This window comes from Roseateles sp. GW821-FHT03B02 (assembly GCF_059421025.1).
The window spans coordinates 136657-149837 of the sequence record NZ_JBWKUV010000004.1; the positions used below are offsets into that span (position 1 = coordinate 136657).

A 13181-nucleotide genomic window follows, 5' to 3' on the forward strand; every position below is an offset into this window, starting at 1 on the left:
CGCGCTGAGGCCCGCCGTCGCAGGCTGCGACGGCCATGCCTGAACTGTCCATGCTGCTTGAATCCACCATCGATCGCCTCGGCGAGCCGGGCACGCTCGCCCTCGGCGCAGCCCTGATCGGCGTGCTGTTCGGCTTCTTCACGCAGCGCTCGCGCTTCTGTCTGCGCGCGGCCGTCATCGAGTTCGCGCGCGACCAGCGCACCGGCGGGCGGCTGACCGTCTGGCTGTTCGCCTTCGCCACCGCCGTCGGTGCGACGCAGGGCCTGGCGCTGCTGGGCGCGTTCGACGCCAGCAACGCGCGCCAGATCGCCGCGCGGGGCAGCCTGTCGGGCGCGGCCATCGGCGGCGCGCTGTTCGGTATGGGCATGATCCTGGCGCGCGGCTGCTCCAGCCGCATGCTGGTGCTGGCAGCCCAGGGCAATCTGCGTGCGCTGCTGTCAGGGCTGATCTTTGCCGTGACGGCGCAGTCGGCGCTGACGGGTGCGCTGTCGCCGTTGCGCCTGGCCATCTCCGAGTGGTGGACCATCGACGGCGGCGGCGCCCGCGACCTGCTGGCCCGCACCGGCCTCGGCCACGGCGGTGCGCTGGGTTTCGCGGCGGTCTGGTTCGCCGCCGCCGTTTTCTGGGCGCGGCGCCAGCGCGTGGGCGCCTGGGGCTGGGGCGGCGCCATCGGCGTGGGCCTCACGGTGGCGGCCGGCTGGTGGTTCACCTACGCCGTCTCCAAGCTCGCCTTCGATCCCCACCCCATCCAGTCGCTGAGCTTCACCGGCCCGTCGGCCGAGGTGCTGAGCCGGGTGCTTTTCGTCAGCGACAAGCCGCTGAGCTTCGACGTGGGGCTGATCCCCGGCGTCTTCCTCGGCGCCTTCCTCGCGGCGGCGCTGTCGGGCGAGCTCAAGCTGGAAGGCTTCCAGGGCGGCGCCAGCATGCGGCGCTACATCGTTGGCGCGGTCTGCATGGGCTTCGGCGGCATGCTGGCGGGCGGCTGCGCCGTGGGTGCGGGCCTGTCGGGCGCGGCGGTGTTCACGGCCACCTCCTGGGTCACGCTGGCAGGCATGTGGGCGGCCGCTGCGCTGACCGACCGCCTCGTTGACCAAGGCGATGCATTGCCGGCTGCGACCGAAGCGGGAGCCGCGCGATGAAACGTTTCGTCGCCGCGATGCTGCTGACGCTGTCGTGGGCCGCGGCTGCCCTGGCTGCGCCAGCGCGCTTGCAGCCCGTCGCGCCCAACATCTGGTTCGTGCAGGGCGAAGCCGCTTTGGGCTCGCCGGAGAACCGCAACTTCATCTCCAACGCCGGCGTCGTCGTCACGCCGGCCGGCGTCGTGGTGATCGACGCGCTGGGGTCGCCGGCACTGGCCGAGGAGCTGCTCGCCGCCATCCGCGCGGTCACGCCGCTGCCGGTGCGCTACGTGGTGCTGACCCACTACCACGCTGACCACATCTACGGCCTGCAGGTCTTCAAGGAGCGTGGTGCTACCGTCATCGCGCACGAGGCCGGGCGCGAGTACCTGCAGTCCGACACCGCGCAGCAGCGCCTGCAGGCCAGCCGCGAGACGCTGGCGCCCTGGGTCGATGCCCGCACCCGCCTCGTGCCGGCCGACCGCTGGCTGCGCGAGGACGAGGTGCTGGAACTGGGCGGCGCGCGCCTGCAGCTGCGCCATGTCGGGCCGGCCCACACGCCGGAGGACCTGACGGTCTTCGTCGAAGACGCGCGCGTGCTGTTCGCCGGCGACCTGGCCTTCCGTGGCCGCATCCCCTACGTCGGCCAGGCCGACAGCCGCGGCTGGATGGCGGCGCTGTCGCGCCTCATCGCCGCCGCGCCCGCTGTCATCGTGCCGGGCCACGGGCCGGTGTCGACCGAGGCGCTGGCCGACCTCAAGCTGACGCGCGACTACCTGCAATACCTGCGCGACACCATGGGCCGGGCCGCCGCCGACATGCAGCCCTTCGACGAGGCCTATGCCGCCACCGACTGGTCCGCCTTCGAGGCCCTGCCGCTGTTCCGCGTGGCCAACCGCATGAACGCCTACAACACCTATCTGCTGATGGAGCGCGGCGCGCCATGAGGCGTTGGGCCCCGCTTGCTGGATTGCTGCTGGCGCTGGGCGTCGCGCAGGCCGCTCCGAGTGCTGAAGATCTGTTCGCCCAATGCGCCGGCGGTGCCCCCAAGGTCGATGTGCGGGGGCGCCCCATCGCCATCGAGACCTGGCGCAATGGCCCGGTACTGGCCGTATTCTGGTCGCCGGACTGCGCCTTCTGCCACCGCCACAACGAGCGGCTCGCCCGGCTGCTGCGCGAGACGCCGGGCGCTGCGGTGCTGGGCGTGGCGGTCGATGGCGCACCCGAGGCGGTGCGCCGCACCACCGAGCGCCGCGGCTATGCCTTTCCCGTCATCGTGGACGGCGGCGGGGCCTGCGCGCTGCGCCCGCAGCTCACCGCCCGCCGCCTTGTGCCCATGACCTGCTGGCTGGGCGAGGCGCCTACGCAGCCGCGCTGCGTGCCCGGCGAGATGAGCGACGACGATCTGCGCGAACTGCTGGAGGCTCAGGCCCGGTCCAGCCGCCACTCTTGAAAACGCAGGCCGAGCCAGGCGCCCGCCACCATGGCGGCCAGCGCGATGAAGCTGCCCAGCGACAGCGTGGACACGCCGGTGATGCCCTGGCCGATGGTGCAGCCCATGGCGACGATGCCGCCCACGCCCATGCAGACCGCGCCGACGAGGTGCAGCCCCAGGTCGCCCACGTTGCCGAATCCTTCCCAGCGGAAGCTGCCGTCGCGCCAGGCCATCAGCGCCGCGCCGAGGACGATGCCGGCCACGGTGGCGATGCCCAGCGTCAGCGTCTTGGACTGGTCGCTGAACATCAGCAGCCAGTCCAGCGCGTAGGCCACCGGCGCGATGGTGCTGAACGACTCCATCCGGCGCGAATTGGTCACCAGGTAGACCGGCTCCAGCGTGCGCGGGTCCTCCGGCAGGAAGCCGAGGTGCCCCGACACCCACCACAGCGCGGAGATCACCAGCCCCACAGCCAGGCCCGCCAGCCCGATGTCCAGCGCCCGGCCCTCGCGCGGCAGCAACGCCGCCGCGAGCAGCACGACCGCCATGAGGACTGCAAGGCCAAGACCCCACGCCAGCGGGCTTCCGCTCAGGCTGGCCGAGAGCAGGCCCGGCAGCGCCTGGCCCGACGGCAGTTCGATGAAGACCTTCTCGACGGTCGCCACGCGCAGCACGGCGGTCACGCCGCGCAGCGTGGCCCCGGCTGCGATCGCAGCCACCGCCAGCACCACCAGCGACTTCAGGTTGCCGCCGCCCAGGCGCACGAGGTTGCGGCTGATGCAGCCCGAGCTCAGCACCATGCCGAAACCGAAAAGCAGCCCTCCCAGCGCCGCCGACAGCCAGAGCAGGCGCGGCCCGGTATAGATGCTGGCGGCCGGGTCGATCAGCCCCAGCGCCGCCTGCGCCTGGAAGCCCAGCATGGCCACGGCGCCGGCCACCATCCACATGCGCGCCCTGCGCCAGTCGCCCATGGCATAGACGTCGGAGATGGCGCCCATGGTGCAGAAGCGCGTGCGCTGGCACAGCGCGCCGAACAGCACGGCAAGGCCGAACGCGGCGCCGAGCACCTGGCGGGTGAGGGCGGGCAAGCTCGATTCGTCCATGGCGGTCAGCGATCTGCAAGAGTTCCGGCCACCGCATTCTCCATTCCCCGGAGCGCACATCGGCGCTTGCTGATACAGTGATTTTCCCGACCCAACCGCCCGCCGCCGTGATGCCCGACGCCCCCGAGGAAGACCGTGTCTTCGAGTCCGCTGCCGAGCTCTTCGGCGTGCTCGCCACGCCCATCAGGCTGAAGATCATCAGCGCCGTCTGCAACGGCGAGCGCAATGTCTCCGAGCTGCTGGAGCAGATCCAGACCACCCAGCCCAACATGTCCCAGCATCTGTCCACGCTCTATCGCGCCGGTGTGCTGGGCAAGCGCCGCGAGGGCACGCAGATCTACTACCGGCTGCAGAGCGAGAAGGTCGCCATGCTGTGCCGCGCCGTCTGCACTCAGCTTGCCGTCGAACTGGACGGCGACGAGTCGGTGCCGACCGAGGAGCGCCTGCTCGTCGGCGGCCTGCGCTGACGGCGCCGAAGTTGTCGGAGCGCTTCGACGCTAGGGTTCAGCGGGCGCGACGAGAGGCCTTGCCCCCCTGCAGGAAGCTGCTGCGCTGCGCTGCCGCGCGCTCCATCTGCCGGCCGATGCTGCCGCAGACCAGGTCACACAGCGCATAGACCGAGTCGTCGGCAATGCTGTAGTAGACCGCCGAGCCGCGCGACTCGCGCGACACCAGCCCCTGCTGCATGAGCACGGACAGGTGACGCGAGATGTTGGCCGACGTGAAGCCGCAGGCCTGCGCGAGCTCGCCCACGTTGCGCTCTCCCTGGCGCAGCAGGTTGAGGATCTGCAGCCGCGTCGGTTCGGACAGCGCCTGGAAATAGGCGGCCACCTGTTGGAGGGCTTCGTCGGGCAGATCCTGCATGGCGAGACATGAGCGGGGAGTGGGGTGCCCATCATGCCCGATTCGCACGCGATTCACCGAATTGCTCATGTTTGTACTTGACTATTTAACTATGTAGCTAAATACTAGTGCAATGCAATTCGAAAGTCACGTCCTGGAGTTCACATGCCCTACCGGTTTCACGCTCTGAAGCGCGTCTGCCTGGCCTTGCTGGCGGCGGCCGCGCCGGTCCTGGCCCGCTCGGCGGACACCTTGGCGACCTGGACGGTGGCCCCGTCGGCCAGCCAGGGCCTGGCAAGCCATGACGGCACGGTCGAAGCGGTGCGCCAGACCGTCGTTTCCGCCCAGGTCGCGGGCGCCGTCGTCGCGCTGCCGGTGAAGGCCGGCGACCGCGTGAAGGCCGGCCAGCTGCTGGCGCGCCTGGACGCCCGCGCTGCCGAGCAGCAGGCCGGCGCCGCCGCGGCCCAGGTGGAGGCCGCCCGCGCCGCGCAACAGGTCGCCTCGCTCGAGGTGCAGCGCCAGCGGCAGCTGTTCGCCAGCCGCTTCATCAGCCAGGCGGCGCTCGACCAGGCCGAGGCCCAGTTCAAGACGTCCACGGCCCAGGCCAACGCACAGCTGGCCGCCGCCCAGGCCGCGCGCACCGAAAGCGGCTACTTCGCCGTCAAGGCGCCGTATGACGCCGTGGTCACCGAGGTAGGCGTGATGCCCGGCGACATGGCCATGCCCGGGCGCCCGCTTCTCACGCTCTTCGACCCGACCGCGCTGCGCGTGGCCGTGGCCGTGCCCGAATCCGCCGCCGCCGCGCTGAGGAGCCGGCTCGCCATGCCGGTGAGCGTGGAGATCGCCGGCCAGCGCACCACGGCGGCCCGCTGGGAGGTGCTGCCCGCCGCCGATCCGGTCACCCACACGGTCACCGTGCGCATCGAGCTGCCGGCCGGCAGCGCCGCGGCGCCGGGCAGCTTCGCGCGCGCCTGGCTGCCGGTGGATGGCGAGGCGGGCGGCGCGCACCGGGTCTTCATCCCGAGCCGCGCCCTCGTGCAGCGCGCCGAGCTCAAGGCGGTCTACGCCGTCGGCGCCGATGGCCGCGCGCTGCTGCGCCAGGTGCGCACGGGCGCCGTCAGCGGCGATCAGGTGGAAGTGCTGTCCGGCCTCAAGCCCGGTGAGCGCATCGCCCTCGACCCGCAAGCTGCCGCACGGAGGCCCTGATGGAACTCGGCATGTCAGGGCGCATTGCCCGCTTCTTCCAGTCGGCCCGGATCACGCCGCTGCTGGCCCTGGTGGCCCTGCTGCTGGGCATCTTCGCCGTGGCGGTCACGCCGCGCGAGGAGGAGCCGCAGATCAACGTGACCATGGCCAATGTGCTGATCCCCTTCCCCGGCGCTGCCGTGCGGGACGTGGAGCAGATGGTGGCCACGCCGGCCGAGCAGGTGCTGTCGCAGATGGCCGGCGTCGAGCATGTGATGAGCCTGTCCCGCCCGGGGCTGGCCGTCATGACGGTGCAGTTCAAGGTGGGCGTGCCGCGCACCGAGGCGCTGGTGCGGCTCTACGACACGGTGCAGTCCCATGCCGACTGGCTGCCGGCCGGCCTCGGCACGGCGCCGCCGCTGGTCAAGCCCAAGGGCATCGACGACGTGCCCATCGTCACGCTGACCCTGCACGCCCGCGATGCCGACACCGGCGCCTTCGACCTGGAGCGCATCGCCCACAGCCTGGAGGCCGACCTCAAGCGCGTGCCCGGCACCCGCGAGGTGACGACGCTGGGCGGCCCGGGCCGGGCCATCCGCGTCGAGCTCGACCCCGCCCGCCTGGCCGCCGCCGGCCTGGCCGTGGCCGATCTGCGCCAGGCCCTGCAGGCCGCCAACAGCGGCGCCGCGGCCGGCCAGCTGCTGGCCGGCGACCGCGCCGTGGACGTCGAGGCCGGTCCCTTCCTGCGCGATGCCCGCGAGCTGGGGCAACTGGTCGTCGGCGCCCGCAACGGCCGGCCGGTCTACCTCGCCGACGTGGCCCAGGTGGTCGACGGCCCGCTGCCGGCGCAGCGCTATGTGTGGCACGGCAGCAAGGCGGGCGAGTCCGCCGCCGTGACGCTGGCCATCACCAAGAAGCCCGGCGAGAACGCCATCGAGGTGGCCGACGCCGTCATGCAGCGCGTGGCCGAGCTGCGCAACACCGTCATCCCGCAGGGCGTGGACGTGGCCGAGACGCGCAACTACGGCGCCACCGCCAACGACAAGGCGATGAAGCTGATCCAGAAGCTGATGTTTGCCACTGCCTCCGTCGTTGCGCTGGTGTTTATCGCGCTGGGCCGGCGCGAGGCGGCCATCGTCGGCAGTGCGGTGATCCTCACGCTCACCGTCACGCTGTTCGCCTCCTGGGCCTGGGGCTTCACGCTCAACCGCGTGTCGCTGTTCGCGCTGATCTTCTCCATCGGCATCCTGGTGGACGACGCCATCGTCGTAGTGGAGAACATCCACCGCCACATGGCCCTGCATCCGGACAAGACCCTCGCCGAGCTCATCCCCGGCGCCGTGGACGAAGTGGGCGGCCCCACCATCCTGGCCACGCTGACCGTCATCGCCGCGCTGCTGCCGATGGCCTTCGTGTCGGGCCTGATGGGGCCTTACATGAGCCCCATCCCCATCAACGCCAGCATGGGCATGCTGTTGTCGCTGGCCATCGCCTTCATCGTCACGCCCTGGCTGGCGCGGCTGTGGCTCAGGCGCAGCGGCCACGCGGGCGACGCCAGCCACGGCCTCGCCGCCAAGCTGGGCCCGCTGTTCGAGCGCGTCTTCCGCCCGCTGCTGGACGAGGCCCGCGGCGCGCGCAACCGCCGCTGGCTGGCGGGAGGCGTGGCCGGGCTCATCGTGCTGTCGCTGGCCCTGCCGGCGGTCGGCCTCGTCGTGCTGAAGATGCTGCCCTTCGACAACAAGTCGGAGTTCCAGGTCATCGTCGACATGCCGGCCGGCACGCCGCTGGAGCGCACCGCCGCCGTGCTGCACGAGCTGGGTGCCTACGTGGCCCAGCAGCCGGAGGTCACCGACTACCAGGCCTATGCCGGCACTGCTGCGCCGATCAACTTCAACGGCCTGGTGCGTCAGTACTACCTGCGCAGCGGCGGCGAGGTGGGCGACCTGCAGGTCAACCTCGTCGACAAGCACCACCGCAGCACGCAGAGCCATGCCATCGCCACCCGCATGCGCCCGGCGCTGCAGGACATCGGCCGCCGCCACGGCGCCAACGTGAAGGTCGTGGAAGTGCCGCCCGGCCCGCCGGTGCTCTCGCCCATCGTGGCGGAGATCTACGGCCCCGACGCAGCGGGCCGCCAGCAGGTGGCCCGCGAGGTGCGGCGCGTCTTCGGGCAGACGCCGGGCGTCGTCGACGTGGACGACTCCGGCATCGCCGCGGCACCGAAGAAGCTGCTGCTGGTGGACCGCCGCAAGGCTGCGCTGCTCGGTGTGCCGCAGACGGCGGTGGTGTCGACGCTGGCCGCGGGCCTGGGCGGCGAGGCCGCCACCTGGCTGCACGACGGCAGCAAGTACCCGGCCAGCGCCTGGCTGCAGCTGCCGGCCGAGCGCCAGGGCGACCTGGACACGCTGCTGCAGCTCGGCGTGCGCAGCGCAGGCGGGGCGCTGGTGCCGCTGCGCGAACTGGTCACGGTGAGCGACAGCCAGCGCGAGCAGCCCATCTTCCACAAGGACGGCCTGCCGGTGCACTTCGTCGTCGGCGACATGGCGGGCGCGCTGGACAGCCCGCTCTACGGCATGTTCAAGATGCGCGGCGCGCTGGCGCAAATCGCCACACCCGACGGCGCCACGCTGGCCGAGACCTTCATCCACGCCCCCAGCGACGCCTGGCGCGGCTACACGCTGAAGTGGGACGGCGAGTGGCAGGTGACCTACGAGACCTTCCGCGACATGGGCGCCGCCTACGCTGTGGGCCTGGTGCTGATCTACCTGCTCGTCGTGGCGCAGTTCGGCTCCTACCTCACGCCGCTCATCATCATGGCGCCCATCCCGCTGACGCTGGTGGGCGTGATGCCGGGCCACGCGCTGCTGGGTGCACAGTTCACGGCCACCAGCATGATCGGCATGATCGCGCTGGCCGGCATCATCGTGCGCAACTCCATCCTGCTGGTGGACTTCATTCGGCTGGAGGTGTCACAGGGCCGGCCGCTGAAGCAAGCCGTCGTCCACTCGGCCGCCACGCGAGCCCAGCCCATCGTGCTGACGGGCCTAGCGGCCATGCTCGGCGCCTTCTTCATCCTCGACGACCCCATCTTCAACGGCCTGGCGATCTCGCTGATCTTCGGCATCCTCGTCAGCACGCTGCTGACGCTGGTGGTCATCCCGCTTCTGTACTTCGTGGCCTACCGCCGCGAGGCCCCTGCATCGTCCTCAACTGAACCAAGGAGTGCTCCATGAGTTCCTGGCAAATCGTGCGCCTGTTCGCGGGCAGCTTCATCCTGATCTCGCTGCTGCTGGGCGTGCCCGGCAGTCCTGCCTTCATCAGCACCTGGTGGCTGGCCTTGACGGCATTCGTCGGAGTCAACCTGTTGCAGAGCGCCGTGACGCGCTGGTGCCCGCTGGAGATCGTCCTGCGCAAGCTGGGTGTACGGGGTGGCTGCTGAGTCGTCGCGAACCGCCCTGGGCCTGCGATCCGCGTCCGGCGCGGCTGCCTGAACCGGCTGGCATGGACATGGCGCATCGGCACGGCATCCGGGTCAACCTGCAGCAGTTCCTGCATCAGCTGTTGCAGGTGCTGCTGGTGGGCCTGACCCTCGGCATGATGCGCACCGTGGTGCCGGCGCTGGCCGAATCCGAATTCGGCGTGCCCAGGACATCCTTCCTGCTGCTCACGGCCTTCGTGATCGCCTTCGGCGTGGTCAAGGGCGTGATGAATTTCGTGGCGGGGCGGCTGTCCGAACGTGTCGGACGAAGGCGAGTGCTGCTGCTGGGCTGGCTCGTGGCCCTGCCTGTCCCCGTCATGGTCTGGCATGCGCCCAGCTGGGGCTGGGTGGTCGCCGCGACGGTGCTGCTGGGTGTGAACCAGGGCCTGACCTGGTCGATGACGCAGACCGCCAAGCTGGACATCACGCGCCTGCAGGAGCGTGGTCTCACGCTGGGTCTGAACGAGTTCGCGGGCTATCTGGGCGTGGCCCTCGCCGGCATCGTGACCGCATGGCTGGCCACCTGGCTGGGGCCGCGCCAGGCGCTGCTGCTGTTCGGGCTCGTCGTCGTGCTGGCTGCACTGGGCCTCACGCAACTGTGGGTGCGCGAAACCCTGCCGTGGGCCAAGGCCGAGGCAGCGCGGCATGCGGCGGGCGGTGAGGCCTCCGTGGTGCGGCCGCGCTATCCGCGCGACATCAGCGCCCATCCTTCCACCTGGGAGGTGTTCACGCTGATGAGCTGGCGCGATCGTCGGCTCCTGGCGCTGAGCCAGGCCGGGCTGGTGGAGAAGTTCGTCGACGCGCTGGTCTGGGTGTTCTATCCGGTGTATCTGTACCAGCATGGCCTGAGCCTCCCCCAGGTGGGCTCGGTCATCGGCGTGTATGGCCTCACCTGGGGCGTCTCGCAGTTGTTCACCGGCCGCCTGTCCGATCGCATCGGCCGCCACCGGCCCAATGTGTGGGGCATGTGGCTGTGTGGCGCCGGCGTGGCATTGATGCTGCAGGGCGAGGGGCTGGTCTGGTGGTCAATGTCCGCCGCGCTGTCGGGCTTGGGCATGGCGCTGCTGTATCCGAATCTCTCGGCCGCCGTGGCCGATATTTCGCACCCCGGCTGGCGCGGCTCCGCCATCGGCATCTACCGGTTCTGGCGTGACCTCGGCTACGGCGTCGGCGCGCTGGGCCTGGGCCTGTCAGCGCACTTGAGCGGCCATGTCGAAGCCGCGTTCTGGTTCGTCGCACTCTCGATGGGTGTCTCCGGCACGCTGCTGTGGTGGCTGGGTGAAGAGACGCACCCCAGGCTCAACCCGGAGCCGCCGAGCGCACCGCAGGCCGCGCGGTGACCCCGATGCCAGGGACTCGGGTTGAACGGCCCCGCCCCCGACGGACAGCTTGTTGAAAGTAATTCTCAAATATGATTGAGAATCATTTGCAATAACAACCCGGAGCGCGCCTCCGGTTCGACGGTGGCGACATGCTGATCTGGCGTTCATCAGGAAGATGGCTGGGCCTGCTCGCGGCAGCGGCCCTGCTGGCTGGCTGCGGCGGCGGTGGCGGCAATGCATCGGCAACGGCCAGCGCGCCCGAGGAGGCCGCGTTGTCGGCCCAGGCGTCGCTTGGGGAGAAGATCTTCAACGATGTCTCGCTCTCGGCCTCCGGCCGGCAGTCCTGCGCCAGCTGCCATGACGCCAGCCAGGCCCATTCGCCCACCAATGCGCTGAGCGTCCAGCTGGGCGGCCCCTTGCAGGACCTGCAAGGCCGACGCAGCACGCCGTCGATCAACTACCTGTCGCTCAACAGCGCCTTCCGCTTCGCGGCGGACGGCACGCCCACCGGCGGCTTCTTCTGGGACGGTCGTGCCGCCTCGCTGCAGGAGCAGGCCGGCGGGCCATTCGTCAACCCCTTCGAGATGGCCAATGCCGACGTCGCCGCCGTCATCGCACGGCTGGCCAAGGCTGCCTATGCAGACGAGTTCAAGCGCGTCTTCGGCGCCGACATCCTGAGCCGGCCCGCCGACGCGATGGACCGCATGACGCTGGCGCTGTCGCAGTACCAGAGGGAGGACGCCGACTTCCGGCCCTTCTCCAGCAAGTACGACGAGTTCCTGCGCGGCAAGGTCGCGCTGACCGAGCAGGAACTTCGCGGCCTGGCGCTGTTCAACAGCCCGGGCAAAGGCAACTGCCAGGCTTGCCACCCGTCGGCCAAGGCGGCGGACGGCAGCTTCCCGCTGTTCACCGACTTCAGCTACGACAACCTGGGCGTGCCGCGCAACGCCGCCATCGCGCGCAACGCCGACCCGGCCTACTTCGACCTCGGCCTGTGCGAGCGGGCTGACCTCGCCGCGCGCAAGGACCTCTGCGGCGCCTTCAAGGTGCCCTCGCTGCGCAACGTGGCGCGTCGCCAGGTCCTCTTCCACAACGGCCGCTTCACGTCGCTGAAGGAGGCGCTGACCTTCTATGTGCAGCGCGACACCAGTCCCGAGAAGTGGTACCCGCTCAATGCCGATGGCAGCGTGCGCAAGTTCGACGACCTGCCCGAGGCCTACGCCGGCAACGTCAACACCACCGAGGCGCCCTACAACCGCAAGCCGGGCGACGCGCCCGCGCTGACCGACGCCGAGATCGACGACGTCATCACCTTCCTGCGCACGCTGAGCGACGGCTACGCGCCGCGCTGAGCCGCCCCATGTCTTTCCCCATCCTCGCCAGAACCATCATGACCCCATCCCGCACGTGGGCCTTGCCCGTTCGCAGCCTGCTCGCCACCGCCCTTGCCCTGACCCTGGGCAGCGCCCAGGCGCAGACTGCCACCGAGGCCGAACTGGCCCGCAAGCTCGACCAGCTCGCCAGCGAACTCGCCGCCGTCAAGTCCCAGCTCGCGCAAATGCAGCAGCAGCGTGCCGCCCAGCCCGCGCCGGCCGCGGCACCGGCTCCGGTCGCCGCGCCCGCCAGCGCTGCCGAGGCGCCGCGCGCCGAGCCCGCTACCGTGTTGACCAGCTACGGCGAGATCAACTACAACCGCCCGACCAAAGCCGGCCAGAACGCCCAGGCCGACATCCGCCGCTTCGTGCTGGGCTACCAGCACCGCTTCGACGACAAGACCAAGGTCGTCACGGAGCTTGAGGTCGAGCACGCGGTGTCTTCGTCCGGCGACCCTGGCGAGGTGGCGATCGAGCAGGCCTACATCGAGCACCAGATCAACCCCAGCCTCGCGCTGCGCGCCGGCCTCTTCCTGATGCCCGTGGGCCTGCTCAACGAGAACCACGAACCCACCGCCTTCTACGGCGTGGAGCGCAACTTCGTCGAGACTGCCATCATCCCCAGCACCTGGCGCGAGGGCGGCATCCAGCTCGTCGGCGCGTTCGACAACGGCCTCACGCTGCAGGGCGGCCTGACCACCAGCTTCGACCTGACCAAGTGGGATGCCACGTCCGGCGAAGGCCGCGAGTCGCCGCTGGGCTCCATCCACCAGGAGATGGCCCTGGCCAAGAGCCACGACGTGGCGATGTTTGGCGCAGCCAACTGGCGCGGCATCCCGGGCCTGCTGCTGGGCGGCTCTGTCTTCAGCGGCCAGGCCACGCAGGCTCAAGCTCCCGCCAAGTCGCGCATCACGCTGTGGGACGTTCACGCCCGCTGGACGCCCGGCCGCTGGGACTTCGCCACCGTCTACACCCGCGGCAGCATCAGCAACACCGCGGCGCTGAACACGCCGCTGGTCGGCAACGAAACGCTGATCCCGAAGAGCTTCGACGGCTTCTACGTACAGGCCGCCTACAAGCTCTGGTCCAGCGAGGACTACGCGCTGCTGCCCTTCGTGCGCTGGGAGCGCTTCAACACCGCCAAGTCCTATGCGGACCTCGGCGCCGGCCTGACGCCGGACGCTGCGCGCAGCGAGCGCGTCGTCACCGTGGGCGCCAACTTCAAGCTGTCGCAGAACGTCGTCTTCAAGGCCGACTACCAGCGCTTCCGCGAAGCGACCGACGCCAACCGCTACAACCTCGGCGTCGGCTGGAGCTTCTGAAC

The 13181-nt window shown here is 70.4% G+C and carries 12 protein-coding genes; 10 read left to right on the plus strand and 2 right to left on the minus strand.

The window, feature by feature from the left end:
* The first annotated feature begins 35 nt into the window (after positions 1-35).
* The 3 genes from AC07VX_RS12955 to AC07VX_RS12965 are packed head-to-tail and all read left to right on the plus strand — an operon-like array spanning position 36 to position 2571.
* Entirely contained in the window at positions 36-1139 is a 1104-nt protein-coding gene (locus tag AC07VX_RS12955) for a YeeE/YedE family protein (protein ID WP_493165130.1), read from the plus strand.
* A complete protein-coding gene (locus AC07VX_RS12960; RefSeq protein ID WP_493165131.1) occupies positions 1136-2065 on the plus strand; it encodes an MBL fold metallo-hydrolase in 930 nt (309 codons plus the stop codon). Before AC07VX_RS12955 ends, AC07VX_RS12960 begins: the two co-directional genes overlap by 4 nt.
* Positions 2062-2571 carry a TlpA family protein disulfide reductase gene (locus AC07VX_RS12965; RefSeq protein WP_493165132.1) on the plus strand — a complete coding sequence of 170 codons (510 nt, stop codon included), beginning with the start codon at positions 2062-2064 and terminating at the stop codon, positions 2569-2571. Before AC07VX_RS12960 ends, AC07VX_RS12965 begins: the two co-directional genes overlap by 4 nt.
* Here the strand turns inward: AC07VX_RS12965 and AC07VX_RS12970 are convergent.
* Positions 2544-3656, minus strand: a complete 1113-nt coding sequence (locus AC07VX_RS12970; RefSeq protein ID WP_493165133.1) for a YeeE/YedE family protein — start codon at positions 3654-3656, stop codon at positions 2544-2546. The genes AC07VX_RS12965 and AC07VX_RS12970 overlap by 28 nt on opposite strands.
* 110 nt (positions 3657-3766) lie before the next feature.
* Here AC07VX_RS12970 and AC07VX_RS12975 point away from each other — a divergent pair, with 110 nt between their 5' ends.
* On the plus strand, positions 3767-4123 hold the full coding sequence (locus AC07VX_RS12975; protein ID WP_493165134.1) for an ArsR/SmtB family transcription factor: 357 nt from the start codon (positions 3767-3769) through the stop codon (positions 4121-4123).
* A gap of 37 nt (positions 4124-4160) precedes the next feature.
* Here AC07VX_RS12975 and AC07VX_RS12980 read toward each other — a convergent pair whose 3' ends face one another.
* Entirely contained in the window at positions 4161-4520 is a 360-nt protein-coding gene (locus AC07VX_RS12980) for an ArsR/SmtB family transcription factor (RefSeq protein WP_493165135.1), read from the minus strand.
* Between the two features lie 144 nt (positions 4521-4664).
* Here AC07VX_RS12980 and AC07VX_RS12985 point away from each other — a divergent pair, with 144 nt between their 5' ends.
* From AC07VX_RS12985 to AC07VX_RS13010, 6 genes are all read left to right on the plus strand, one after another.
* Complete coding sequence (locus AC07VX_RS12985) at positions 4665-5705, plus strand: efflux RND transporter periplasmic adaptor subunit (RefSeq protein WP_493165136.1); 1041 nt, start codon at positions 4665-4667, stop codon at positions 5703-5705.
* Positions 5705-8917 carry an efflux RND transporter permease subunit gene (locus AC07VX_RS12990; protein WP_493165137.1) on the plus strand — a complete coding sequence of 1071 codons (3213 nt, stop codon included), beginning with the start codon at positions 5705-5707 and terminating at the stop codon, positions 8915-8917. Before AC07VX_RS12985 ends, AC07VX_RS12990 begins: the two co-directional genes overlap by 1 nt.
* Positions 8914-9123, plus strand: coding sequence for a YgaP family membrane protein (locus tag AC07VX_RS12995; protein WP_493165138.1), 210 nt, complete (start codon positions 8914-8916; stop codon positions 9121-9123). The genes AC07VX_RS12990 and AC07VX_RS12995 overlap by 4 nt, the downstream gene beginning before the upstream one ends.
* 62 nt (positions 9124-9185) lie before the next feature.
* Positions 9186-10502, plus strand: coding sequence for an MFS transporter (locus tag AC07VX_RS13000; protein WP_493165139.1), 1317 nt, complete (start codon positions 9186-9188; stop codon positions 10500-10502).
* A gap of 131 nt (positions 10503-10633) precedes the next feature.
* Positions 10634-11836 (plus strand): cytochrome-c peroxidase, encoded by a 1203-nt coding sequence (locus AC07VX_RS13005; protein WP_493165140.1) that lies wholly within the window; start codon positions 10634-10636, stop codon positions 11834-11836.
* A gap of 38 nt (positions 11837-11874) precedes the next feature.
* Positions 11875-13179: a hypothetical protein gene (locus tag AC07VX_RS13010; protein WP_493165141.1), complete on the plus strand. Its 1305-nt coding sequence runs from the start codon at positions 11875-11877 to the stop codon at positions 13177-13179.
* The last annotated feature ends 2 nt before the right edge of the window (positions 13180-13181 follow it).